The sequence below is a fragment of the Dactylosporangium sp. CA-052675 genome (assembly GCF_050947935.1).
Lineage (GTDB): Bacteria > Actinomycetota > Actinomycetes > Mycobacteriales > Micromonosporaceae > Dactylosporangium.
This window is the reverse complement of the sequence record NZ_CP192010.1, coordinates 4117034-4140285: the sequence shown is the minus strand read 5'-3', so window position 1 is coordinate 4140285 and position 23252 is coordinate 4117034. Positions and strand designations below refer to the sequence as shown.

The window sequence follows — 23252 nt, the reverse complement described above, 5'->3', positions numbered from 1 at the left end:
TTCGGTCAGGCGGAGGTCAGGCGGTGATGGTGTACGAGTCGCCGTACACCTTCCACGCCAGCGGCAGCCGCAGGTCGAGGTTGCCCGCGGCCAGGAACGCGCGCTGGGCGGTGTCGACGCGGCTCGTGTCGCCGTGCGCCTCCTCGGTGCGCATCGCGGCGACCCGGGCGTCGAGGAACGCGTTGAGGTACGCGGTCTCGTCGCCGCCCTGGGCCGGGCTCTTCGCCTTGGCCAGGGCCGCCTTGCGGATGCCGCCGAAGCTGGCGGCGTCGTTGCCGGGGCCGTGCATGACGAGCGCGTCGAAGTAGGCGAACTGGCCCAGCGCCCGCAGCCCGTCGGCCTTGGCCTGGGCGATGGCCGGGTTGAGGTACACCCGGTCGCGCTCGTCGTCCTGGGCCTTGCGCATCGCCGGGTCGGCCGCGGCGCGCTTCCAGTCGGCGACGAAGGCCGCGCCGAGGCCGGTGTGCGCGGCGGTGCCGTTGACGCCGCGCAGGGCCGGCAGGTACTTCGCCAGCACGTTGCCGGGCACGGCCGCGGTGTAGGCCTCGACGACCTCGAGCATGTCGCCGGTGCCGGAGCAGAAGCCGATGATGCCGCCGGTGTACCCGCGGCCGTCCCCGATGTCCTCGATGTACTGGTACTGGGCCTGCCAGTCGAGGCTGGAGTTCTCCGCCGAGGACACCAGCCGCATGGCGACGTCCGTGCTCAGCTCCGCCCCGGTCACCGGCGTCGGGGGCGGGGCCGGGGCCGGGGCCGCCTCGGCCCGGTGCCCGTAGACCTGCAGTTCGCCCAGCGCGAGTCCCTTCGCGTCGCGCGGGGTCGCCGTCAGCCGCACGTAGCGCCCGGTGCCGCCGAGGCCGCCGAGGTCGTCGGTCCGGCCGTCGCCGGAGCCGGTGGCGTACAACGGCGTCCAGGTGCTCCCGTCGGCGGAGGTCTCCAGGCGGTACACCTTGGCGAAGGCGGAACCCCAGGACAGCTTGACGCGGCTGACGGCGCTCACGGCGCCGAGGTCGACCCGCAGCCACTGCGCGCCGCGCCCACTGGTCGTCCACCGCGTCGAGGTCTTCCCGTCGACCGCGCGCGCCGCACTGCCCGCCGACGCGGCCGCGGGCCGGCCCTTGGACACCACGGCGTCCGCCGCGTACGCGCCGGGCGCCCCGAGCGCCACCCCCGCGATCACTGCCCCGATCCCTGCCACCGTGCGCCGTGCCGCCATGCCATCCCTGCCCGTCCGTCGGAGTCCCGGTCGGCGTGAGCATCGGCACACCCGGAGGCGCCCATGATCCCGGCAACCACCCCGCTCCCGCCCCGCGACGAACGCGAAACGGGCGACGCCGATCGACAGCGGCGGCGCTCGCGCGGCGGTCGGCGGCGCGCAACCGGGCCGTGACCCGTGGTGGCGGATCGACCGATGGGGCTACAGGCGTTTCCTTCATATCCTGGCGCGGCGACCGATCTAGCAGGCGGCCGATCGGACGGACCAGAGGGAGGCGCGGCGGCATGGGCGACACAGATCTGCGGGCCGAGCGCGCCGACACGCGGCCGTTGCTGATCGCCTGCCTCGCGATCTTCGGCCTCGGCTGTGTCTGGACCGTGTTCTTCGCCGCGGGGCTGCCGGCGCCGAAGGTGCTGATGTGGCTCACGGTGCCCGCGACCAGCGTGGTCGCCATGGTCACCACGCTGCGGGTGGCCCGCACGCCGGGGCTGCACCCGGCCGCGCGGCGGTTCTGGGCGACCCTCAGCGTCGTCGAGGTGCTCGTGCTCGCCGGGGCCAGCCTCATGACCGCGGCCACGTTCGCCCAATGGTCCTCGCACCCGTTGCTCCTCGTCGGTACCGCCGTGCCGCTGCTCGCCGTCGCGCTGCTGATCGTGATGTGGGCGCTGCTGCGGCTCCCCGTGGGCGAGCGCAGCCGCAACGAGTGGATGCGGCTCACGCTGGACGGGGCGACCGTCACGGCCGGCGCGGCGCTGTTCCTGTGGCACCTGGTGCTCCGGCCGCTCGCGCAGAGCCACACCGACCTGCCCAAGTTCCTGGGGATCCTGCTGATCTCCCTGGTCTGCCTGCTGGCGCTGGTCGCGGTGATGAAGGTGGTGATGGTCGGCAGCGGGCCGGTGACCTCGGCGTCGCTGCGGCTGCTGGCGCTCACCATCCTCATCGGCGTGTTCGCCTCCGCGGCGGCGCCGATCACCAACCAGCCGCGCTGGATCGGGCTGCAACCGATCAGCATCATCGTGAACATGCTCGTCGTCACCTGGTCCGCGCACGTCCAGCGCCGCCGCAGCGACGAGCCCGCCGCTCCCCGGGCCGGCGCGCGGCGGCAGCGGCGGTTCTCGACGCTGCCGTACGTCGCCGTCGCGGCCACCTCGCTGCTGCTCGCGGTGCAGAGCTTCCGCGCGGGGCGGGACGAGGGCGTCGTCGACATCGCGCCGGTGGCGCTCGGGGCCATCCTCATCACCGGGATCGTGGTCGCGCGGCAGCTGTTCGCCCTGCGGGACAACGCGCACCTGCTCGACTCGGTCAGCCGGCACGAGCAGCAGCTGCAGCACCAGGCGACCCACGACACCCTCACCGGCCTGGCCAACCGGGCCGGGTTCAGCGCGATCGTCGACGAGGCCCTGACCCAGGACGCGAGCGCGGCCGTGCTGCTCATCGACCTCGACGACTTCAAAGAGGTGAACGACACGCTCGGGCACGACGTCGGCGACGCCGTGCTCGTGGCGGTCGCCGAGCGGCTGCGGGCCGCGGTGCGCGGCGGCGACGTCGTGGCCCGCCTGGGCGGGGACGAGTTCGCGGTCCTGCTGCGCCACGCGCCGGGCGGGGACGCCGACCGGGCCGCGGAGCGGGTGCTGTCGCTGCTCGTGCCGCCCGTGAACGCGGCCGGGCACCACCTGCTCGTGCACGCCAGCATCGGCGTCGCGCCCGCCGGGGCCGGCGACGACCTGGGCACCCTGCTGCGCAAGGCCGACATCGCGATGTACGCCGCGAAGGACCGCGGCAAGGGCAACTCCGTGGGCTACACGCCGGACATGGCGGCCCGCATCCAGGCGCACGCCGAGCTCGGCGCGGATCTGCGTGACGCCATCGGGACCGATCGGCTCTACCTGCGGTACCAGCCGATCGTCCGGCTCGAGGACGGCGCGCTGTTCGGGGCCGAGGCGCTGATGCGCTTCGAGCACCCGACCCGGGGCCCGGTCTCGCCGGCCGAGTTCATCCCCGTCGCCGAGCAGTGCGGCCTGATCGTGCCGCTGGGCCGCTGGGCCCTGCGCGAGGCGTGCCGGCAGGCGTCGCAGTGGCTGCGACGGTACGGCGACGACGCCCTGCGCTCGATCACCGTCAACGTGGCCGGCCGCCAGCTGCAGGACCCCGGGTTCGTCGACGACGTGCGCGCCGCCCTGGCCGCGGCCGGGCTGCCGGCGCAGCGGCTGCTCGTCGAGGTCACCGAGACCGCGGTGCTCAACGACGGGCAGGCGATCGCGACCCTGCACGAGCTGCGGACGCTCGGTGTGCGCATCGCGCTGGACGACTTCGGCACCGCCGCGTCGTCGCTCGGGCTGCTGCTGACCTGCCCCGTCACCACGCTCAAGCTCGACCGCAGCTTCGTGGAGGAGATCACGACCGCGGGCCGGCCGGCCGCCGTCGCCCAGGCGGTCATCCACATCGCGAAGACGCTCGATCTCGCGGCGGTCGCGGAGGGCATCGAGACCCCGGCGCAGGCGGAGTTGCTGCGGCGGCAGGGGTACGAGCTCGGGCAGGGGTACCTCTACGCCCGCCCGCTCGCCCCGGAGGAGCTCGAGGCTCGGCTCGAGCCGGCGGCCCAGCCCGTGTAGGTGCTCACGGTCATCCGGTCTCGTGCTTCACGGCCGTCCGGTCTCGTGCTTCACGGCCGTCCGGTCTCGTGCTTCACGGCCGTCCGGTCTCGTGCTTCACGGTCATCCGGTCTCGTGCTTCACGGTCATCCGGACGGTGAAGCCCTCGGGTGTGCGCTGCAGGCTGACGTGGTCGCAGACCTGATGGGTGATCCACAGCCCGAAGCCGGCGGAGTGCTCGCTGGCCGCGGGCAGCAGCCCCGCGAACGGGTCCTTCGGGCCGGCGCCGGTGTCGGCGACGGACACGACCACGCGCCCGTCGGCGGCCCACACGCGCAGGCGGGTCGACGGCCGGCCGTACCGGACGGCGTTCGCCACGATCTCGCTCACCGCGAGCGTGAGGTCGTCCAGCCGCGCCCCGCCGACCCGGCCCTCGCCGGCCGCGCGCACGATCCGGCGGGCCTCCTCGGCCGGCGCATCGAGCACGTCGACGGCCGGCGGATGCCACTGCAGCGGGTCGGCGACCTCGGGCCGGTTCTCCAGCAGGAACGTCTCGGGGTCGGTGTACTCGTCGTTGACCGTGTGCCGCCCGCCGGGCCCGGCGGTCCGGGGGTGGGTGCGCAGCACGTCGGCGAGCACGTGGGCGGGCGCGCTGCGGGTGTCGTACGCGCACATGCTCCACAGCGGGAAGTCGTCGTACGCGTGGTTGATCGCCGACTCGTAGCGGGCCCACCAGTCCCAGGTGTCGCCGAGCACCTCGCGGCCGAGCTCGCCGACGATGCGGATCTGCCCGGCGCCGGCGGCCACCTGGCGGGCGAGCAGGTCGCGGTAGGAGCGGATGGCCCCGGCCGGGCGCGCGTAGACGTCGCCGCCGGGCAGGAACGTCACCGGGCAGCCGGCCGGCAGGGCGTCGCGGACCAGGGCCGCGTTGCGCGCGCCGAACGAGACCAGCGTGGGCTCGCCGGCCTCGACCCCGCCCAGCAGGAAGGGCACGACCACGGCGAGCAGGTGCTCGTCGGAGTCGTAGCACACCGCCTCGTGCAGGTAGCCGGTGTGCCCGGCCCCGGCCCCCGTCCTCATCCCGCCGCCTCTATCCGAATCCGCGCCAGCCGAAGCAGCTCGACCAGGCGCGCCGCGGTCGCCAGCGAGGTGCGCAGCACCACGGTGACGTCCCGCCGCTCCGCGTAACGCTGCAGGTGCAGCAGCGCCCGGTGGTCGACGAAGTGCAGGCCGTGCGCGTCGAACACGATCTGCCCGTGCTCAGGATGTGGTGCTACCCGATCAAGCGCGACGGGAAACAGCAGGTCGGCGCCGTTGTCGAGCTCGCCGCTGAGCAGCGCCGTGCCGGACGCGTACGGGTCGCCGCGCAGCGTGAACCGGGCCTCGGTGGCGTTGGTGCGCGGGTGCAGGCAGGCGAGCTCGCCGACGGCCCGCTCGCCGGCCTCGGCCCGATGCAGCGCGCACACGGCCTGCATCGGGGCGACGGCGATGAAACGGTCGACCAGGGCCTCGTACCGCGCGAAGGCGTCCAGCTCGGCGTCGGTGCGCACGAGCGCGGCGCAGTCGGCGAACACCCGTAGCCCGGTGTGCCCGGCGGCGAGCGCCGCTTCGGTGGCGGCGGCGTACGCGGCGACCTGGGCCTTCGGGTCGACGACGGCGCCGGCCGCGTAGGTGGACTCGAGCGAGACGAACTCGGCGCCGTCGGGCAGCCAGCCCGGGTCGGCGAGGCCGGCGAACCAGGCCCGCTGCCCGGCCGCGAGCCCGGCGTCGAGATATGACCGTGCGTAGTCGTACAGTTGCTTTGGGTCGTCGTACGTCCAGCAAATATGCTGGTCCGTGGCGAGGTTACGCACCGTGAGAGCCTAGCGCCTGGACGTGGCCCGTGAAAGGCCCACCGCGGACCGTTCCCCTTACTCTCGGCTGCGCCCCGGCCTGGCGCGCTCGGGTGATGCGCGTCGGCATCACGCGCGCTCTGGCGCGCTTCGGGTTGCGTTTCCGCTTCACCTGCGCTCGGGTACGCTTCCGCTTCACCTGCGCGCGGGTGCTCGTCGGCTTCACGTGCGCACGGGGGGTTCTTCGGCTTCGCGGCCCGCCTGAGCGCGTCTTCGCGCATACGCACGCCGCACGCCTCGCTCTGGCGATGCGCACCTCGCAGTCCACCTTGGCAACTCGGTTGGCACTCGTACATTCCGCCTCTCGACTCGCCCGCCTCCCCGAGTGCACCCCGCATACCGCACTCCGCCGCCCCGACTCGCACCCCGCACTCCCGCCTTTCGATGATGTCGCTCTGCGTGGGCAGGTTTCGGGTGAACGCGTTCGGCACAGATCGGTTTTTGGGTGAAGGGGTCCGGCCCGGGTAGCCGGGGCGCATGAGGATCGGACTGATCGGGGCGGGCCACATGGGCTCGACGCTCGCGTACCTGTGCGCCGAGGCCGGCGACGACGTGGCCATAGCCAACCGCCACGGCCCGGACACGCTGCGCGACCTCGAACTCGACCTCGGCCGCCACGTACACGCCGCGACACCCGACGAGGCCGCCCGCTTCGGCGAGATCGTCGTGCTCGCGGTGCCGTTCGGGCAGTATCGGGACCTGCCGGCCGCCGAGCTGAACGGCAAGACCGTGATCGACGCGAGCAACTACTATCCGCAGCGCGACGGCCGGTTCGCCGAGCTCGAGGACGGCCACGTGACCAGCAGCGAGCTGGTGCAGTGGGAACTGCCGGGCGCACACGTGGTGAAGGCCTTCAACGCGATGCGATGGGACCACCTGCGCAGTTATGGCCACTCGGCGGGCGCCAACCGCCGCTACGGCATCCCTGTTTCGGCGGACGACCCCGAAGCCAAGTGGAAGGTGTTCGACCTGGTGGAGCAGCTCGGCTTCGAACCGGTCGACGCGGGCGGCCTGGCCGACGGCGGTCGCAAACACCAGCCGGGGACGCCGGTCTACACCGCGGACCTGTGGGCCGAGGACCTACGCGAACGCATCGGCGTGGACGCCTGACGCAACCGCTTCCGCATCCAGGGCGTCTCCCCGACCGGCGCACAGCAAGTCGATCGCCTCCCGACCGCGGGCTTGCGCCGCTTCACACCTGAGGGCACCCGAACCCCGAGCATCACCTTTCGCGCACGGCCCGGCACCCTCCGCGCGCCGCACGGCCGAGCACCCTCCGCGCGCCGCACGGCCGAGCACCCTCCGCGCGCCGCACGGCCGGACACCCTCCGCGCGCCGCACGGCCGAGCACCCTCCACCCGCCACACGGCCGGACACCCTGAACGCCCGCCACACGGCCGGACACCCTGAACGCCCGCCACACGGCCGGACACCCTGAACGCCCGCCACACGGCCGGACACCCTGAACGCCCGCCACACGGCCGGACACCCTGAACGCCCGCCACACGGCCGGACACCTCCCAGGGCGTCGACGTCCGGCAACGCAACCGATCTTGTGCAGGCGGTGAGCGTCGCCGCCGCGCCGGCAAGTGGATCGCGGCAAGCGCGGACGGTCACCGGCCGTTCACTGCGGTGGCGGGAGCAGGCCCCGGGCGATCGCGGCGGTGACGGCGGCCGTCCGATCCTTCACGCCGAGTTTGTCGAAGATGCGCATGACGTGGCTCTTCACCGTCGCCTCGCTCACGTACAGCTCGCGGCCCGTCTCCGGGTTGGACAGGCCGCGGGCGAGGCAGCGCAGCACGTCGAGCTCGCGGTTGGTCAGCTGCGGCACGTCCCCGCGCCGGGCCCGCACGAGCCGGTCGGCGGCGGGGGCGGCGAGGGCGGTGCCACCCCGGGCGGCCGTGCGCACGGCCGCCGTCAGCTCCTCCCGGCTGCACCCCTTGAGCAGGTATCCGACCGCGCCCGCGGCCACCGCCCGCACCACGTCACCGTCCGTGTCGTAGCTGGTCAGCACGAGCACCTTGGCCGCACCATCGGCGGTGATCCGCTCGATCGCGGCGATTCCGTCGAGGTCGGGCAGCCGCAGATCCATCAGTACCACGTCGGGCCGCAGCGCCGCGGCGAGCTGGACCGCCTCGTGCCCGCGGCCGCAGTCAGCCTCGACCACGAGGTCGGGTTCGCGGTTCAGCACAGCCCGTAAACCCTCCCGGACGATAGGGTGGTCGTCCACCACGAGTAACCGCACCGTCACGCCGCTGCCGTCCTGGCCGCTCACGCCACCACCTCCAACGCCGTCGCGAGAACATGGACCCAGTCGCAGCCGCCGGCACCGCGCCGGCCGACGAACCGTCGTGCCGACACCGACACCGCCACCGCCACCGGCACCGACGCCCCGGCCGCCGACGCCCTGAGAACGCCGCCCCCGCCACGCACGCCGCCGGCTCCCCGCCGACCGAGTCGCTCACACCGCCGCGAGAACACAAGCCGCCCCCGCACGCCCGCGCTCCCGCACGGACCGAAGCCGCCCCGCACGCCCGCAGCGCCGCAGGCAACCACGCCGCCCCCGCAGGCCAGCGCCGCCGCACGCCACCACGCCGCCCCGCACGCCCGCACCGCCGCACGCCACCACGCCGCCCCCGCAGGCCAGCGCCGCCGCACCGCCGCACGTAACCACGCCGCCCCGCACGCCCGCACCGCCGCACGCAACCACGCCGCCCCGCACGCCCGCACCGCCGCAGGCAACCACGCCGCCCCGCACGCCCGCACCGCCGCACGCGTCCGCGCCGCCGCACGCGCACACGCCCACGCCGTCGTGGGAGCAAGCGGCCCGGGCGATCACGCCGGCAGCTCCACGTCCACGGTCACGCCCTGGCCGGGGCTGGTACGCACCGCGACCGACCCGCCCGCGGCCGTCACGCGCTCGCGCAGCCCGGCCAGACCGAAGCCCGCCGGCCGGGCGCTCGCGTCGAAGCCGCGCCCGTCGTCGCTGACGCGAAGGCCCAGGAGCCCGCCGTCGTACCGTATGCGCACCTCGACCCGCGACGCTCCCGCGTGCCGGCGCACGTTCGCGAGGGCCTCCTGGCCGGCCCGCAGCGCCACCACCTCCAGCTCGGCGGGGAGCGGCCGCGGCTCGCCCTCGACGGTCAGCGTGGCGCCGCCGGGCAGGTCGGGGCCGATGCGCTCGACGACCCGGCGCAGCGCGGCCGGCAGCGACGCGGCCCGCAGCGCCGGAGGAGTCGCGGCGTCGATGAGCGAGCGCGCCTCGCCGAGGTTGTCGCGGGCGGTGTCGCGGGCCCGGTACAGGTACGCCAGCGCCGCCTCGTTGCCCTCGCCGAGCTCGGCCTCGAGCGCGTCGAGCAGCAGCAGGACGCTCGTGAACCCCTGCGCGACCGTGTCGTGGATGTCGCGGGCCATGCGTTCGCGCTCCGCGAGGGCGCCCGCCTCGCGGCTGACCTCGGCGAGCTCGGCCCGGGTGGCGTCGAGCTCGGCGACGAGCCGCGCCCGGTGCGCGCTCTGGTCGATGATCCGGCTGATCCAGAGCCCGACGCCGACGGCGCACACGAGCGCGAGGGCGGCCGGGGGCAGGACCGTCTCGGGCGGGTACCGCAGCGCGAACACGACACCGAGCGCCACCACGGCGGCGACGGAGCCGGCGATCGCCTGCCGGGCGGGCAGCATGGCCCACACGTGCGGAAAGAGCAGGAACAGCAGCACCGCCCCGGCGGGCGACACGGCGACGGCGGCGGTGCTCAGCACGACGGCGATCCCGACGTACAGCCAGCCCTTGTGGTCCCGCGGGCGGCGCAGGAGTCCGGCACCCGCGACGGGGTACCACGCGGCGAGCGCGGCGACGATCGCCACCCCGAGCACCCGGCGCCCGGCCCCGAGACTGCCGTCGAACGCGATGAGCCCCGCGGTGGTGACGGCCAGCGCCGCGAACGCGACGTGCCACCCCGCCGCGAGCCGATGCCACTCGTGCTGCCCAGGATCGCCGGCCCCGTCGGGATCGTCCATCCCACCAGGATCGCCAATGCCCGCGGGCGGCGCATCCAACGGTCGTTGGATGTGCGGGGCGCCGGGCGGCGCGATGGTGATGCCCATGAGTCCTCGTCTGTCGATGAACATCATGCTGATCCTGACCGTCTGTTACGGCGCCGCGGTGGCGATCGTGGCGCTGACCGAGTCCTCGGCCCTGGGCACCTTCGCGGTGATCGGCGCGATCGTGCTGGGTGTGCTGTGGGCCGCGCGCAGCTTCCTGATCCGCGGCTCCCGCTGACGCCCGCGGGCGCCGGAAGCCGGGGCGGGCGTCGCGGTCAGTCGCGGCGCCCCTCGCCGATGCGCGCCTCGCCCAGGATCCAGTCGTGGCCGTCCCGCTCGATGCGGCACTGCCACCCGAGCCCGCGCAGCCGGTCCCGCAGCGCCGCCGGGTCGATGAAGCGCTTGACGATGCGGAACGTGCGCCCGTCGGTGAGCCGCCGCTCGACCACCTCGTCGCCGACGAAGGCCTCCTTGGCCTGTTCGTCCACGTGCTCGTCGACGAACAGGACGCGGCCGCCCGGGGCGAGCCGGCCGCGGACGAGGCGCCAGAACTCCTCGAACCGCTCCTGCGGCACGTGGGAGAGCCAGGCCGAGAAGAACACGACGTCGTACGCGCGCGTGGACCGCAACGCGAAGACGTCCGCGACCTCGAAGGAGACCGCGCCCTCCCGGACGCGCTCCCGGGCGATGGCGATCGTCTCGGGCGCGGCGTCCACGGCGTGCACCGAGCCGGCCTCGCGCGCGAGCGCCTCCGTCCACATCCCGGTGCCGCAGGCGATCTCGAGCACCCGCCCGCGCGGCGCCATCGCCCGCACGAGCCGCGCGATGCGGGCCCGGGCGGCCTCGACGTCCCCGTAGGCCGTGGCGTCGTACTCCCCGGCTCGGCTGCGGTAGTACCCCACCTGCTCGGCCAGCACATTGTCCGTCATCGGTCCATCGTGCCTCAACGGCGCGTACTAGCGATGGACATCTATATCTGGCACGCTGCCCGCCATGCAGAAGTCCTTCGCGCGACGTGCGGTCGTCGCCGCCGCCGTCCTCGCCGCGGTCCTCGCCTCCGCCGCCCCCGCGCACGCCGCGACGAGCTGGGTGACCGTCGGCTCCGATCGTGCCCGCCCGCTCGACGAGAGCCAGGGCCTGACCGTCATCCGCCGGGGCGGCACCGTGGAGTACCGCTACACCGGCGTCGGCACCATCCCGCCCGACGTGGCCGCGCGCGGATTCGACCACGTCGGCGATCCCGACTCGGTCAACGGCTGGTACGTGGAGCCGTACGAGCGCGGCGACCACAGCGGCAAGATGTTCCGCGCCCAGTCGCCGGCCGGGGCCTGGACCGAGTACCGCCACGCGCTCACGGCGGGCGAGGCGTACAACAACTCGTGGTCCGCGATCACCCCGGACGGCACGTGGATGCTGGCCGGCGAGTGGGGCACCATGAACCGCCTGCTCGGCTTCCCCACGCCCGGGCTCAACCCCGCCGCCGTGGCCGGCGCGGACCTGCCGCTCGCCTTCACGGTGGGCCTCGACCACGCCGTGCGCGACGTGCAGGGCTGCGACTTCCTCTCGGCGACGGCCCTGCTGTGCGCGTCCGACGACCCCGACGGCACCCTGTTCGGCATCACCAAGCCGCTGCTGCGGATCGACCTGGCTCGCGGCCCCGACGGCGCCGCCCTGACCGGCCACGTGACCGCCCTGCGGCAGCTGCCGCTGTCGAGCGCCTGCTCCGGCTCGTTCGAGGTCGAGGGCATCGACTACCAGGCGGCCGACGGCACCCTGCGCGTGATCGTGATGTCGCCGAGCGTGTGCGTGGTCTTCGACAGCAAGACCTGGCGCCTCAAGCAGGGCTGACGCGCCTCACGGGGAGGTGTGGAACCCACCGAGGACCGCGAGTCCGACGAAGCCGCACCACACGATCAGGAACAGGCCGTACAGCACGCTGATGATCCAGCCCGCGACCACGCCGACAGTGGCGAGCTCGGTGCCGCGCTCGCCACTGACCGCGATCTGCTCCTTGGCCTTGCGCCCGAAGTAGATGCCCAGCGGCGGGAACACCACGAAGGCGAAGATCGCCGCGAGGATGGCGTACGTGTTCACCGGCGGCAGCGGCGTGTACTGCTGCTGGTAGCCCGGATGCGGATACGGCTGCGGCTGCGGCTGCGGCTGTTGCGGTTCGGTCACCGTGTCCTCCGGAGGTAGGCGCGCAGCATATCCCGGCCGCGCCGGGGATTCGGCTACGGCGTCTCTTCCACGGCGTCGCCGGTCGCATCCTCGGCGTGTGGGGCCGGCAGCAGGCCCGGGATCCGCCGGTCATAGCGTTCGATCTCCAGCTCGGCCCTGCGCACCTCCAGCGCGGTCTGCCGGTTCTGCTCCTCGGCCAGCTTCGCCTTCGCCTGCTCCAACTTGACCTTCTCCTGGGCCATCGCCAGTTTGAACCTGTGCCGGCGGGACTGGAGGTGCTGGACGAACCCGGCGGTGCTGCCGCCGAAGAGGAACAGGAAGATGACGATGGACCAGAACACGTCGTCGAACACCACAGCACCTCCGTAGGCCGGGCGACTTCCCTGGGCGAGTCGGCGCAACCGCGACGCGGCAACGCCACCGTACAGGGATGCGTCAAGTTCGATCGCCGGCCCGGTCGACCGGCCACCGGGCTGCCTGCCACAGCGCGTCGGGGCAGCTCCTCCGGCACGGCACGCGCGCCCTTGCCGCCGTCGGCAGCCGGCCTAGACTTGGCGGCATGGCGCGGGCGAACGACGCCGTCGCGGCGCTGCTGCAGCAATACGCCGACCTGCTGATCGTCACCGGTGGAGAACCGTTCAAGAGCCGGGTGTACGAGAAGGCGGCCCGCGCGGTCGCCGGTCACCCGCTGGACGTCGCGACCATGGACGACGGCGGCCTGCGGCAGATCCCGGGCGTCGGCACCTCGATCGCCGAGAAGATCGTCGAGTACCTGCGCACCGGTCACATGGCCGTGGTGGACGACCTGGGGCGGCGGGTGCCCAGCGGCGTGCTGGACCTCATCCGGATTCCCACCCTGGGCCCGAAGCGGGCAGTGCAGCTGCACGACGAGCTCGGCGTGGCCTCGATCGACGAACTGCGCGACGCGATCGCCGCCGGCAAGCTGACGGGCCACCGGGGATTCGGCGCGAAGACGGCCGAGAACATCCTGCACGGCATCGAGGTGCTGGAGCGCAGCCACGGCCGGGTGCTGCTGTCGGTGGCCACCGCGGCGGCCGAGCAGGTCGTGGAGGCGCTGCGCGCCGTGCCGGGGTGCGTGCGGTGCACCTGGGCCGGCTCGCTGCGCCGGTTCCGCGAGACCGTCGGCGACGTCGACATCCTCGCCGCGGCGACCGAGCCCGGGCCGCTGATGGACGCCTTCACGCGGCTGCCCATGGTCGCCGACGTGCTCGCCAAGGGCGCGACCAAGTCCTCGGTACGGCTGCACGGCGACCTCCAGGTGGACCTGCGGGTGATCCCGCCCGCGGCCTGGGGTGCCGCGCTGCAGTACTTCACCGGATCCAAGCCGCACAACGTGCGGGTGCGTGAGATCGCCGTTCGAGCCGGGTTCAAGCTCTCCGAGTACGGGCTGTTCCGCGTCGGCGACGGCAGCCTCGTGGTGTCCGAGACCGAGGAGGCCGTGTACGAGCGGCTCGGGCTGCAGTGGGTCCCGCCCCCGTTGCGCGAGGACCGGGGCGAGGTCGAGGCCGCCCGGGACCGGGCGCTGCCGGCGCTGGTGACCGCGGCGGACATCCGCGGCGACCTGCACACCCACACCGACCTCACCGACGGCGTGGCACCGGCGGCCGACATGGTGGCCGCGGCCCGGGCCCGCGGCTACGAGTACTACGCGGTCACCGACCACGCCAAGAACATGCCCATGCAGCGCATGACCGACGACAAGATGCTCGCCCAGCGCCGCACGTTGCGGGAGCTGGAGGCCGGCGGCGGCCCGGTGCTGCTGCACGGCACGGAGCTCAACATCGGCCCGGACGGCGAGCTGGACTGGCCGGGAGCGTTCCTGTCCGGGTTCGACCTGTGCGTCGCGTCGGTGCACTCCCACTTCAACCAGCCGGCCGCCCAGCTGACCCAGCGGCTCGTGAGCGCGTGCGAGAACCCCTACGTCACCGTCCTGGGCCACCCGACCACCCGCCTGATCGGCAAACGGCCACCGCTGGACGCGGACTTCGACGCCGTGTTCGCGGCCGCCGCCCGCACCGGCACCATCCTGGAGATCAACAGCTTCCCCGACCGGCTGGACCTGCCCGACGAGCTCATCCTGCGCGCGAAGCGCCACGGTGTCCGCTTCGCCGTCGACACCGACGCGCACGCACCGGTGCACCTGGACCACCTGCGCTACGGCATCGGCACCGCCCAGCGCGGCTGGCTCACCGCCGACGACGTGGTCAACACCTGGCCGATCGAGCGCCTCCGCGCCTACATCGACGCCAAGCGAACGGCGGCGGCGCGGTCGTGAGCGGCGGGCCGCCCGGTGCGTTGACGTTGTTCCTGTGCGGCGACGTGATGCTGGGCCGCGGAATCGACCAGATCCTGCCGCATCCCCTCGACCCGGCGCTACGCGAACGGTACGTGGACGGCGCCGGCGACTACGTCGCGCTGGCGGAGGCGGCGAACGGCCCCGTCCCCCGCCCCGTGGACTTCTCCTGGCCGTGGGGCGACGCACTGGACGTCCTGGCCGCCGCCGCGCCGGACGCCCGGATCGTGAACCTGGAGACCAGCGTCACCGGCAGCGACCAGTTCGCGGCGGGCAAGGCGGTCCACTACCGCATGAACCCCGCGAACCTCCCCTGCCTCGCGGCGGCCCGTCCGGACGTGTGCGTCCTGGCCAACAACCACGCCCTGGACTTCGGACTCCCCGGCCTCGAACAAACGCTCGGCGCGTTGCGCGGCGCGGGCCTGCAGGTGGCCGGCGGCGGCCTGGACGCGCAGCAGGCGCGGCGACCCGCCACGGTGCGCGCCGGCCACGCCCGCGTCCTGGTGTTCGCGTGCGGGGCGACGTCCAGCGGCATTCCGTTGGACTGGGCCGCGACCGAGGACCGGGCCGGTCTCGACGTCGTGCCGGAGCTCTCCGAGGACGGCGCCGAACGGCTCGCCGAGCGCATCCGGCGGCACAAGCGGCCCGGCGACGTCGCGGTCATCTCCATCCACTGGGGATCCAACTGGGGGTACGAGATCCCGGCGGAGCAGATCCGCTTCGCCCACACGCTCGTCGACAACGGCGCGGACGTCGTGCACGGGCACTCCTCGCACCATCCCCGGCCGATGGAGGTGTACCGCGACCGGCTCATCCTGTACGGCTGCGGTGACTGCGTCAACGACTACGAGGGCATCGGCGGCTACGAGCGGTACCGCGACGACCTGCGGCTGCTGTACCTGGCGTCCGTCGCGCCCACGGGCGCGTTGCTGGGCCTGCGCATGGCGCCGATGCAAGCGCGGCGCCTGCGGCTGCGGCACGCCCGCGCCGAGGACACCGAGCATCTCCGGACCGTCCTGAGCACGGTCAGCGCCCGATTCGACGTCCGGATCGACGTCACCGCGGACGGCATGCTCGCCGCTTCGCGGGGCAGTTGATCGCGGCGGCGACAATCGACGGCATGGCGATCGGGCATCCGCCTAAAGGTCGATGACGACCTTGCCGTGCACGTGCCGGCCGGACTGGAGTTCGACCGCGGCGCGGATCCGCTCGACCGGGAAGGCGGCGGCGATGGGCACGCGGAGCCGGCCCTGCGCGATCAGCTGAGCGATCTCCTCGATGGCGCCCGGGGCGGCGTTGGCGCCGTTCGCCGGTGTGATGCCGTCGAGCTGGGCGGCGATGGTGGTGATGCGCTCGTCCGGCACGCGCAGTGCCCGTGCCGCCTGCGCCGTCTCCGTCCCGTACAGGTCGATGGCCGCGGTGACGCCGCCGGGCGCCAGGGCGCGGACCCGGTCGGCCAGGCCGTCGCCGTACGCGACCGGCTCGGCCCCGAGGGCGCGCAGGGCATCGGCCGACGCCGCCGAACCCGTCCCGATCACCCGCGCGCCCGCGAGGCGGGCGAGCTGCACGGCGAACACGCCGACCCCGCCCCCCGCGCCGCCGATGAGCAGGGTGTCGCCCGGGCCGGGCCGGACGACGGCGAGCGCGGCGGCGGCCGTGCACCCTGCGATGGCCAGGACGGCGGCCGTACGGTCGTCGACGCCGTCGGGGGTATGGTGCGCGTCGCCACCCACCGCGATGGTCCCCGCCGCGTCGATCACCACGTGGTCGGCGATCGCGCGCGAGAGGGCGCCGCCGAACACCCGGTCGCCGGCCGCGAACCCGCTCACGCCGTCGCCGACCTGGTCCACGACCCCGGCGTAGTCGGTTCCGAACCCGGACGGCAGGCGCAGGCCGAACCGCGCGGCGGTCTCAGGGTCGGAGGTCATGAACCAGTCCATCGGGTTCAGCCCGGCCGCGGTGACGCGCACGCGGATCTGCCCCGGGCCGGCCTGCGGGGCCGGCACCTCGCGGACGTCGAGGACCTCGGGGCCGCCGAACGACTCGAGCCGGACCGCGCGGCTCATGGTCGCCGACGTGTCGACGCTCGGCTGTTGCATGTTCACATAGCTCCTCGGGCGGCGCGGCGAAGGCGACCAGAACCGGACTATGCTCCGTTTCCAAGAGCACCGTACCACAACCGGAGCGTGATCCGTTTTGATCGAGCCGGAAAGCCGCGCGCCGCGCGCGGATGCCGCACGCAACCGCAACCAGCTGCTCGAAGTCGCGACCCGCGTGTTCCTGTCCGCCGACACCGAGCCGTCGATGCGCGCGATCGCCCGCGAGGCCGGGGTCGGCATCGCCACGCTCTACCGGCACTTCCCCACCCGCGAGTCGCTCGTCGACGCGGTCTACCGCGATCAGGTCACGCGGCTGACCGACGGCGCCCGCGAGCTGCTCGCCGAGCTTCCCCCACCCGCGGCCCTGCGGCGCTGGATGGAGCTGTTCGGCGACTGGATCGCCACGAAGAACGGCATGCTCGACACGCTGCTCACGATGATCGAATCCGGCGAGATCGCCCATGCCCAGACCCAGGCCCAGCTACTCGCGGCCATCGACGCGATCCTCGGCGCCGGCCGCGCCACGGGTGAACTGCGCACCGACGTCACCGCCGAAGACATCGCCGCCGGCCTCATCGGCATCTTCACCGTGGCCCGCCCGCCCGAACACCGTGCCAGGGCCGGCCGCCTGCTCACCATCATGATGGACGGCCTGCGAACCACGCCTTGACCGGGGCGCTCGTACGGTGGAGACCATGACCAGTCGACTCGCCGTCATCGCCATCGACGCCATCGAGCCCCGCCCCGTCGCCGACTTCTGGTGCGCCGTGCTCGGGTGGCGGATCGTCGAGGAGGAGCCGGACATCATCAGCCTGGCGCCCGCGGCCGGGGCCATGCCCGGCATCGACGTGATACGCGTTCCCGAGCGCAAGAGCGTCAAGAACCGCCTGCACCTCGACCTGCGCGCGGACGGTAGCACCCAGGCCCAGGAGGTCGAACGCGTGCTCGCGCTCGGCGCCCGGCGCGCCGACGTGGGCCAGGGCCCCGACGTGTCCTGGGTGGTGCTGGAGGACCCGGAGGGCAACGAGTTCTGCATCCTGTCCCGGTCGGTGCAGGACCTGGGCTGATCAACCGGCGAAGGCCCGGCGCGACGAGCGCCGGGCCTTTGGCATGTGACGGGTCAGCTGCCGGACTTCGGCTTCGACGGCTTCTGCGACAGCGCGCTGCCCGCGGCCTTCTTGTCCGCGCTCGTCGCCGTCGGGTCGCGCAGCACCTCGCTGGCCGCGTGGGCCGCCTGCTCACTGGTCTGCTTGGTGTTCTGGGCCATCGCTCCTCCTGAGTCACTCGATCCGTCAGGAAATGGATGCCCCTCAGCGCGCGGTTCAATCATGCCCTTGTCCCGAGGCATCGACCGCTATAAAATTCCGGAAAACAGTTAACAACCTTAACTGTTTTCTTGGGAGTGCTCTCGGTACAGGAGGAGCGAGATGCGCAGACCCGGCCGGCTCACCGCCGCCATCGCAGCCACCGTGCTCACGGCCGCTGCCGCGTGGACCACCGCAACGCTGAACACCACGGCGCAGGCCGCCACGACCAGCGGCGGCGTCAAGTTCGCCTACTTCACCCAGTGGGGCATCTACGCCAACGGCTTCTACCCCAAGAACCTCGACACCAGCGGCATGGCGGGCAAGCTCGACTTCCTCGTGTACGCGTTCGAGAACATCAACCCCACCACGCTCAGCTGCTTCGAGAACGACTCCGCCGCCTCGCCCGACGAGAACAACCCCAACGCCGGGGACAACGCGGGCGACTCCTTCGCCGACTACGGCAAGTCCTACGGCGCCGACATCAGCGTCGACGGGGTCGCCGACACCTGGAACCAGCCCCTCGTCGGCAACTTCAACCAGCTCAAGAAGCTCAAGGCGAAGTACCCGAACCTGAAGATCCTGGTCTCGATCGGCGGGTGGACCTACTCGAAGTACTTCTCCGACGCCGCCTCGACCGACGCGTCGCGCAAGCAGCTCGTGAGCTCCTGCATCGACATGTTCATCAAGGGCAACCTGCCGGTCCGCAACGGCTTCGGCGGCCCGGGCTCGGCGGCCGGGGTCTTCGACGGCATCGACATCGACTGGGAGTATCCGGGCGCGGCCGGGCACACCGGCAACCACTTCAAGGCGGCCGACAAGCAGAACTACACGCTGCTGATGGCCGAGTTCCGGGCCCAGCTCGACGCGCTCGGCGGCGGCAAGAAGTGGCTCACCGCCGCGGTGCCGGCCGGCCAGGACAAGATCGCGCAGATCGAGACGAACAAGGTCGGGCAGTACCTCGACTACGCCAACGCCATGACCTACGACATGCACGGCGGCTGGGAGTCGACGGGCCCGACGAACCTGCAGGACCCGCTCTACGGCTCGCCCAGCGACCCGAGCGCCCCGGTCCCGCCGGGCAACGGCAAGTACTCGATCGACGCCGCCGTCAAGGCGTACACGACGGGCGACTCGGCCTACGGCATCCCCGGCGGATTCCCGGCGAGCAAGCTGACGCTCGGCTATCCCTTCTATTACCGCGGCTGGACCGGCGTCCCGGCCGGCTCGAACCACGGGCTCTACCAGACCGCCTCGGGCCCGGCGACCGGCCACGCCCTGTCGGGCAACGTCGCGGGCGTGTCGTTCTACAAGGAGCTCACGGGCTTCGTGAACAACCCGTCGTACACCTATCTCGACCCCGTCACCAAGGGCGCGTACTTCTACGACGGCACCACGTTCTGGGCCGGTGACTCCCCGGCGTCGATCCAGCTGCGCGCCGACTACCAGCACTGCAACGGGCTCGCCGGCGCGATGATGTACTCGCTGGAGGCCCTCGACCCGGCCGCCACGCTGTTCAACGCGGTCGTCAACTCGACCAACGGAGCCACCGCGGGCTGCTCGACCTCGTCCCCGACGGCCTCGCCGTCGGCGTCGAAGAGCACCTCGGCCAGCCCGTCGGCGTCGGCCTCGCCGTCGAAGAGCCCGTCGCCGAGCCCGACCACCGGCACCTGCTCGGCCGCGGCGTGGAACTCGGCCACCGCCTACAACGGCGGCGCGGTCGTGTCGTACAACGGCCACACCTGGACCGCCAAGTGGTGGACCCAGGGCGACATCCCCGGCAACAACAGCCAGGGCGTCTGGACGGACAACGGCGCGTGCGGCGGCACGACGACCTCGCCGACGCCCACCGGCGGCACCGGCTGCTCCGGCGTGGCGGCGTGGAGCTCGGCCACCGCCTACAACGGCGGCGCGGTCGTGTCCTACAACGGCCACAAGTGGACCGCCAAGTGGTGGACCCAGGGCGACATCCCCGGCAACAACAGCCAGGGCGTCTGGACGGACAACGGCGCCTGCTGAGCGCGGCGCGACGGCGGCGGCCCGGGACCGTGAGGTCCCGGGCCGCTGTGTCATACCGGGCGGGGGACGGCCCGGGGCGGCATACTCGGGATCATGACCGAACCGGAGCTCGACCCCGAGCAGTACCCGCCGATCGACCCGCGCGAACCGGTCCCCGACGACCCGGGTGAGCTGCTGCCGGACACGCCCGAGACGCTGCCGCCCGCGCCCGCCGAGCCGATGCCCGGCGACGGCGACCCGCCCCCGGACGGTGGCGTGCCCGAGCCGGCATAGGGAAGGGCCGGATCATGGCTCGGGTCCGCCGGGGTGCGGACCGTCGCTCCCGCCAGACACCGCTCGGCGCTGCGCGCCGTCGCTGCCAGGTCCGCGGCTGGTCACCCCACCCGAGTGCACCTACTGAGGATCACACCCTCAGTAGAGCCGGCCGAGGATCGCCCGGAGCAGGATGATGCCGAGGAAGACCACGATGAAGGCGAGGTCGATGCCCACGCCGCCGAAGCGCAGCGGGGGCAGGGCGCGGCGGACCGGGGCGAGCACCGGCTCGGTGACGCGCCAGACGGCGGCGATCAGCTTCGACCGCACGCCGCCCGGCGCCGACGGTCCGGCCAGCACAATGCTCCAGTCGAGGACGGCGCGGGCGATGAGCAGCAGCTGGAACACCAGCAGCGCCAGGCTCACGATGCCGAGGACGAGACCCACTGTTGACCTCCGTAGCGGAACGGGTGCGTGCTGCAAGGGTGCGTCGGAAAGCTGAGAGCCCGCTGTGTGCCGGTCTCATCGGTACTGCGGCGAGCCCGCGATCCCGCCGAGCTCCCGGCCCGTCTCGGCGGGACCGGCCGCGGCCCGGCGCGCCGCGGCCGCCTCGACCGTGGCGGCGCTCGCGTCCCGCGACACCGTGAAGTTCGGCAGCGACACGAAGCTACCGAGCGGTCATGACGCAGGACACGGCGACGCCGCCCTTGGTCGACTGCTTGACGCGGTACATGGCCTCGTCGGCCTCGCGCAGCAGGTGGTCCCCGACGCCGTCGCCGGCCTCCGCGGCGCTGGCCACGCCGACGCTCGCGCCGATGCGCACGGAGGTGCCGGCGATGTCGAAGGGCTCGCCGAGCACCGCGACGATCCGCTCGGCCAGCGCGACGCCCTCGGGCTCGCCGCCGGCCAGCACGACCGCGAACTCGTCGCCGCCGAGGCGGACCACGGCGCCGTCCGGGGCGGCCTCCAGCAGCCGCCCGGCGACCGCGATGAGCAGCTCGTCGCCGGCGGCGTGGCCGAGGCGGTCGTTGACGGGCTTGAACTCGTCCAGGTCGACCAGCAGCAGCGCCTGCGGGCCGGTCGCGCCGGTGAGCAGCTCGGTGAGCGCGCGCCGGTTGGCCAGGCCGGTGAGCGGGTCGTGCGCGGCCTGGTGGCGCACGAGGGCCTCGTGCTCGGCGAGGGTGTCCAGCGCCTCCTGCTGCTGGCGCAGCAGCTCCTCGCGGGCGCGCATCGAGGCGCGGTGCTCGCGCTCGAAGCGGTACAGCAGCGCCCCGATCGCGGCGACCGCGAACGCCATGGCCAGGACCAGCGTGAGGTCGGCCAGGCTCTTGGCCAGGTCGGCGTCGGCGGTCTCGGACTCCTCGAGCCGCTGCAGCGTGTCGGCGAGCACGACGAACGCCGGGTCGGTCTTCTGCTGCTCCAGCGCGAGCGCCTCGGCGGTCTTGCCCACCCCGAGCAGGCCGAGCTCGTCGTCGAGCACCGCGTGGTAGCTCTCGACCTGCCGGCTCAGCGCCTCGGCCCCGGGCAGCCTGTCGAGGATGTCGCGCTCGCGCAGGCGGATCCGGCCGAGCTCCCGGGCGACCTTCACCGGGGTGTTGCGGCTGGCGAGGGTCTTCCACTGCAGCGAGCTCTCCTCGTGCAGCAGCACGTTGAGCTCGTTGAGCTGGGCGCGCGTGCCCTCGTGGGCGCGGCTGCGGCCGTGCAGCTCGATGTTGGCGACGGTGACCGCGGCCAGCAGCACGAGGGCGAGCGCCAGCACGCGTGGCCACCTCCACGCCAACGTGTCCCTCACTCTCCCGCGCACGGTCCGACTATCGACCGCCACGGCGCCGACCTACGACTTTTCCGCCGGTCGTCTGGGCTCAGCCGCCCGGGCCGCCGGTCGATAGGACCGGTGTGATGAGGCGCACTGTGCTCAGGTCCGTGGCCGCCGCGACCGTTGCCGCCCTGGCGTTGTCCGGGTGCGCGAAGGGCGGCGGCGACGGCGGCGGGGCCGGGGACACCGTCGGCTACGCCGCGGACCGCCCGGCCGTGGAGCTCGAGTTCTGGTACATGCCCTACGGCGGCCCGATCCAGGACCGCGCGGTCATCCAGGAGACCGAGGAGTTCCACAAGGCGCACCCCAACATCACCATCAAGCCCGTGCGCATCCAGTGGAGCGACGCCCTCACCCGCCTCAGCACCGCCACGACCAGCGGTGAGGGCCCGGACGTGACGGTGCTCGGCACGACCTGGGTCGGCGGGTTCAGCGCCCTGCACGCGCTGCGGCCCTACACCGAGGCCGAGCTGGCGGCCGTCGGCGGCAAGGACGTGTTCGCGGCGGCCAGCTGGAGCGCCAGCCACCGCCTCGGCTCGGACGAGATCACCGCGCTGCCCTGGCTGACCGACGTGCGCGCCCTGTTCTACCGCAAGGACGTGCTCGCCGCGGCCGGGGTCGACCCGGCGACCGCGTTCACGGACTGGAACGCCTTCGAGGCCACCCTGAAAAAGATCAAGGACTCCGGCAGTACCGTCTGGCCGCTCGCGATCGGCAACGAGAACAACTTCGGCATCATCCACAACGTGGCCCCCTTCATCTGGGGCGCCGGCGGCAACCTGCTCGACGAGGCGGGCGACAAGTCGCTGCTGGACCAGCCGCCCGCCGTCGACGGCGTCGCCTACTACCAGCGCCTGGTCCACCTCTACGACGACCCCGAGGCGATGAAGCTGACCTCCAGCGACGTGCCGGAGGCGTTCGCCAGGGGCGTCGGCGCCATCACCATCGACAACTCCCAGTCGGTCGGCGACTACCTGGCCGACCCCGACCGGCCGGGGCTGAAGAACGGCTGGGGCACCGCGCCCATGCCGGCCGGCAAGATGGGCCGATTCGGCTTCTTCGGCGGCTCGGGCCTGGCGATCCTGAAGGCCGCGAAGCACCCGGACGCGGCCTTCGAGTGGGTGCGGTTCCTGACCGGCGCGCAGAGCCAGCGCCGCTACAGCGTCTCCTCCGGCCTGTGGCCGGCGCGCACCGAGGCCATCAAGGGCACCCGCCTGGAGTCCGACCCGGCGTACGCGGCCTTCCGCACGATGATCGAGGCCGGCCGCATGTACCCGTCGATCCCGGCCTGGATCGTGGTCGAGAGCATCATCGCCAAGGACCTCGCCGACCTCTGGCACGCCGAGCAGGCCCTGACCAGGACGCAGGTCGAGGACATCCTCAAACGCACCACCGCCGACATCGACGAGGCGCTGCAGGACCCCGCCCAGACCGGCATCAGGTAGCCGGGAGCCGGCATCGACGAACATTCCCGGGCCGCCGTGTTTCGCGGCATCGGCGCCTGGGAATGCAGGTTGCAAGCCGGCGCGACGA

At 73.2% G+C, this 23252-nt stretch carries 24 protein-coding genes; 11 read left to right on the top strand and 13 right to left on the bottom strand.

Annotated features, from left to right (window positions below):
- Positions 1-16: 16 nt before the first annotated feature.
- The gene (locus tag ACQP1P_RS19000; RefSeq protein WP_433088014.1) at positions 17-1180 is read right to left on the bottom strand and encodes a chitosanase; all 1164 of its coding nucleotides are present in this window, start codon (positions 1178-1180) and stop codon (positions 17-19) included.
- 320 nt (positions 1181-1500) lie between these two features.
- Here ACQP1P_RS19000 and ACQP1P_RS18995 point away from each other — a divergent pair, with 320 nt between their 5' ends.
- Entirely contained in the window at positions 1501-3828 is a 2328-nt protein-coding gene (locus ACQP1P_RS18995; protein ID WP_433088013.1) for a putative bifunctional diguanylate cyclase/phosphodiesterase, read from the top strand.
- Positions 3829-3930: 102 nt separating this feature from the next.
- Here ACQP1P_RS18995 and ACQP1P_RS18990 read toward each other — a convergent pair whose 3' ends face one another.
- Positions 3931-4887: an anti-sigma factor RsbA family regulatory protein gene (locus ACQP1P_RS18990; protein WP_433088012.1), complete on the bottom strand. Its 957-nt coding sequence runs from the start codon at positions 4885-4887 to the stop codon at positions 3931-3933.
- Positions 4884-5660: an MEDS domain-containing protein gene (locus ACQP1P_RS18985; protein WP_433088011.1), complete on the bottom strand. Its 777-nt coding sequence runs from the start codon at positions 5658-5660 to the stop codon at positions 4884-4886. Before ACQP1P_RS18985 ends, ACQP1P_RS18990 begins: the two co-directional genes overlap by 4 nt.
- Positions 5661-6176: 516 nt before the next feature.
- Between ACQP1P_RS18985 and ACQP1P_RS18980 the strand changes: the two genes are divergently transcribed.
- Positions 6177-6809: an NADPH-dependent F420 reductase gene (locus ACQP1P_RS18980; protein WP_433088010.1), complete on the top strand. Its 633-nt coding sequence runs from the start codon at positions 6177-6179 to the stop codon at positions 6807-6809.
- 514 nt (positions 6810-7323) lie between these two features.
- On the opposite strand, the gene ACQP1P_RS18975 is transcribed toward ACQP1P_RS18980, so the two are convergent.
- Both ACQP1P_RS18975 and ACQP1P_RS18970 read right to left on the bottom strand, forming a co-directional pair.
- Positions 7324-7890, bottom strand: a complete 567-nt coding sequence (locus tag ACQP1P_RS18975; RefSeq protein ID WP_433088009.1) for a response regulator — start codon at positions 7888-7890, stop codon at positions 7324-7326.
- Positions 7891-8534: 644 nt separating this feature from the next.
- Positions 8535-9713, bottom strand: a complete 1179-nt coding sequence (locus ACQP1P_RS18970) for a sensor histidine kinase (protein WP_433088008.1) — start codon at positions 9711-9713, stop codon at positions 8535-8537.
- 85 nt (positions 9714-9798) lie between these two features.
- Between ACQP1P_RS18970 and ACQP1P_RS18965 the strand changes: the two genes are divergently transcribed.
- Entirely contained in the window at positions 9799-9975 is a 177-nt protein-coding gene (locus ACQP1P_RS18965) for a hypothetical protein (RefSeq protein WP_433088007.1), read from the top strand.
- Positions 9976-10012: 37 nt separating this feature from the next.
- Here the strand turns inward: ACQP1P_RS18965 and ACQP1P_RS18960 are convergent, their stop codons facing one another.
- Positions 10013-10666, bottom strand: a complete 654-nt coding sequence (locus tag ACQP1P_RS18960; protein WP_433088006.1) for a class I SAM-dependent methyltransferase — start codon at positions 10664-10666, stop codon at positions 10013-10015.
- 64 nt (positions 10667-10730) lie between these two features.
- On the opposite strand from ACQP1P_RS18960, the gene ACQP1P_RS18955 reads away from it, so the two are divergent.
- Positions 10731-11585: a hypothetical protein gene (locus tag ACQP1P_RS18955; RefSeq protein ID WP_433088005.1), complete on the top strand. Its 855-nt coding sequence runs from the start codon at positions 10731-10733 to the stop codon at positions 11583-11585.
- A 6-nt stretch (positions 11586-11591) separates the two neighbouring features.
- Here the strand turns inward: ACQP1P_RS18955 and ACQP1P_RS18950 are convergent, their stop codons facing one another.
- Positions 11592-11915 (bottom strand): DUF4190 domain-containing protein, encoded by a 324-nt coding sequence (locus tag ACQP1P_RS18950; protein ID WP_433088004.1) that lies wholly within the window; start codon positions 11913-11915, stop codon positions 11592-11594.
- 53 nt (positions 11916-11968) lie between these two features.
- Positions 11969-12271 carry a hypothetical protein gene (locus ACQP1P_RS18945; RefSeq protein WP_433088003.1) on the bottom strand — a complete coding sequence of 101 codons (303 nt, stop codon included), beginning with the start codon at positions 12269-12271 and terminating at the stop codon, positions 11969-11971.
- A 203-nt stretch (positions 12272-12474) separates the two neighbouring features.
- On the opposite strand from ACQP1P_RS18945, the gene polX reads away from it, so the two are divergent.
- Entirely contained in the window at positions 12475-14211 is a 1737-nt protein-coding gene (gene polX, locus ACQP1P_RS18940; protein ID WP_433088002.1) for a DNA polymerase/3'-5' exonuclease PolX, read from the top strand.
- 20 nt (positions 14212-14231) lie between these two features.
- Positions 14232-15326, top strand: a complete 1095-nt coding sequence (locus ACQP1P_RS18935) for a CapA family protein (protein WP_433088001.1) — start codon at positions 14232-14234, stop codon at positions 15324-15326.
- Between the two features lie 42 nt (positions 15327-15368).
- On the opposite strand, the gene ACQP1P_RS18930 is transcribed toward ACQP1P_RS18935, so the two are convergent.
- The gene (locus ACQP1P_RS18930) at positions 15369-16328 is read right to left on the bottom strand and encodes an NADP-dependent oxidoreductase (protein ID WP_433088000.1); all 960 of its coding nucleotides are present in this window, start codon (positions 16326-16328) and stop codon (positions 15369-15371) included.
- 97 nt (positions 16329-16425) lie between these two features.
- On the opposite strand from ACQP1P_RS18930, the gene ACQP1P_RS18925 reads away from it, so the two are divergent.
- Positions 16426-16998, top strand: coding sequence for a TetR/AcrR family transcriptional regulator (locus ACQP1P_RS18925; protein ID WP_433087999.1), 573 nt, complete (start codon positions 16426-16428; stop codon positions 16996-16998).
- A 25-nt stretch (positions 16999-17023) separates the two neighbouring features.
- Positions 17024-17395 carry a VOC family protein gene (locus ACQP1P_RS18920; RefSeq protein WP_433087998.1) on the top strand — a complete coding sequence of 124 codons (372 nt, stop codon included), beginning with the start codon at positions 17024-17026 and terminating at the stop codon, positions 17393-17395.
- A 53-nt stretch (positions 17396-17448) separates the two neighbouring features.
- Here the strand turns inward: ACQP1P_RS18920 and ACQP1P_RS18915 are convergent, their stop codons facing one another.
- Positions 17449-17595, bottom strand: coding sequence for a hypothetical protein (locus ACQP1P_RS18915; RefSeq protein WP_433087997.1), 147 nt, complete (start codon positions 17593-17595; stop codon positions 17449-17451).
- Between the two features lie 160 nt (positions 17596-17755).
- Between ACQP1P_RS18915 and ACQP1P_RS18910 the strand changes: the two genes are divergently transcribed.
- Both ACQP1P_RS18910 and ACQP1P_RS18905 read left to right on the top strand, forming a co-directional pair.
- Positions 17756-19651, top strand: coding sequence for a glycosyl hydrolase family 18 protein (locus ACQP1P_RS18910; protein WP_433087996.1), 1896 nt, complete (start codon positions 17756-17758; stop codon positions 19649-19651).
- A 93-nt stretch (positions 19652-19744) separates the two neighbouring features.
- Complete coding sequence (locus tag ACQP1P_RS18905; protein ID WP_433087995.1) at positions 19745-19924, top strand: hypothetical protein; 180 nt, start codon at positions 19745-19747, stop codon at positions 19922-19924.
- A gap of 138 nt (positions 19925-20062) precedes the next feature.
- On the opposite strand, the gene ACQP1P_RS18900 is transcribed toward ACQP1P_RS18905, so the two are convergent.
- The 3 genes from ACQP1P_RS18900 to ACQP1P_RS18890 all read right to left on the bottom strand — a co-directional run bounded on the left by ACQP1P_RS18900 (position 20063) and on the right by ACQP1P_RS18890 (position 21662).
- The gene (locus ACQP1P_RS18900) at positions 20063-20350 is read right to left on the bottom strand and encodes a YggT family protein (protein ID WP_433087994.1); all 288 of its coding nucleotides are present in this window, start codon (positions 20348-20350) and stop codon (positions 20063-20065) included.
- Positions 20351-20425: 75 nt separating this feature from the next.
- On the bottom strand, positions 20426-20566 hold the full coding sequence (locus ACQP1P_RS18895; protein WP_433087993.1) for a hypothetical protein: 141 nt from the start codon (positions 20564-20566) through the stop codon (positions 20426-20428).
- A 4-nt stretch (positions 20567-20570) separates the two neighbouring features.
- Positions 20571-21662 (bottom strand): diguanylate cyclase domain-containing protein, encoded by a 1092-nt coding sequence (locus ACQP1P_RS18890; RefSeq protein WP_433087992.1) that lies wholly within the window; start codon positions 21660-21662, stop codon positions 20571-20573.
- Positions 21663-21802: 140 nt separating this feature from the next.
- On the opposite strand from ACQP1P_RS18890, the gene ACQP1P_RS18885 reads away from it, so the two are divergent.
- Positions 21803-23164, top strand: a complete 1362-nt coding sequence (locus ACQP1P_RS18885; RefSeq protein WP_433087991.1) for an extracellular solute-binding protein — start codon at positions 21803-21805, stop codon at positions 23162-23164.
- Positions 23165-23252 lie beyond the last annotated feature (88 nt).

What these genes read in the sequence shown, in the direction of transcription:
- ACQP1P_RS18920 (WP_433087998.1), top strand. Translation starts at nt 17,024, where the DNA reads ATGACCAGTCGACTCGCCGTCATCGCCATCGACGCCATCGAGCCCCGC.
- ACQP1P_RS18960 (WP_433088006.1), bottom strand. Translation starts at nt 10,666, where the DNA reads ATGACGGACAATGTGCTGGCCGAGCAGGTGGGGTACTACCGCAGCCGA.
- ACQP1P_RS18910 (WP_433087996.1), top strand. Translation starts at nt 17,756, where the DNA reads ATGCGCAGACCCGGCCGGCTCACCGCCGCCATCGCAGCCACCGTGCTC.
- ACQP1P_RS18905 (WP_433087995.1), top strand. Translation starts at nt 19,745, where the DNA reads ATGACCGAACCGGAGCTCGACCCCGAGCAGTACCCGCCGATCGACCCG.
- ACQP1P_RS18980 (WP_433088010.1), top strand. Translation starts at nt 6,177, where the DNA reads ATGAGGATCGGACTGATCGGGGCGGGCCACATGGGCTCGACGCTCGCG.
- ACQP1P_RS18965 (WP_433088007.1), top strand. Translation starts at nt 9,799, where the DNA reads ATGAGTCCTCGTCTGTCGATGAACATCATGCTGATCCTGACCGTCTGT.
- ACQP1P_RS18970 (WP_433088008.1), bottom strand. Translation starts at nt 9,713, where the DNA reads ATGGACGATCCCGACGGGGCCGGCGATCCTGGGCAGCACGAGTGGCAT.
- ACQP1P_RS18915 (WP_433087997.1), bottom strand. Translation starts at nt 17,595, where the DNA reads ATGGCCCAGAACACCAAGCAGACCAGTGAGCAGGCGGCCCACGCGGCC.
- ACQP1P_RS18990 (WP_433088012.1), bottom strand. Translation starts at nt 4,887, where the DNA reads ATGAGGACGGGGGCCGGGGCCGGGCACACCGGCTACCTGCACGAGGCG.
- ACQP1P_RS18955 (WP_433088005.1), top strand. Translation starts at nt 10,731, where the DNA reads ATGCAGAAGTCCTTCGCGCGACGTGCGGTCGTCGCCGCCGCCGTCCTC.
- ACQP1P_RS18930 (WP_433088000.1), bottom strand. Translation starts at nt 16,328, where the DNA reads ATGCAACAGCCGAGCGTCGACACGTCGGCGACCATGAGCCGCGCGGTC.
- ACQP1P_RS18995 (WP_433088013.1), top strand. Translation starts at nt 1,501, where the DNA reads ATGGGCGACACAGATCTGCGGGCCGAGCGCGCCGACACGCGGCCGTTG.
- polX (WP_433088002.1), top strand. Translation starts at nt 12,475, where the DNA reads ATGGCGCGGGCGAACGACGCCGTCGCGGCGCTGCTGCAGCAATACGCC.
- ACQP1P_RS18885 (WP_433087991.1), top strand. Translation starts at nt 21,803, where the DNA reads ATGAGGCGCACTGTGCTCAGGTCCGTGGCCGCCGCGACCGTTGCCGCC.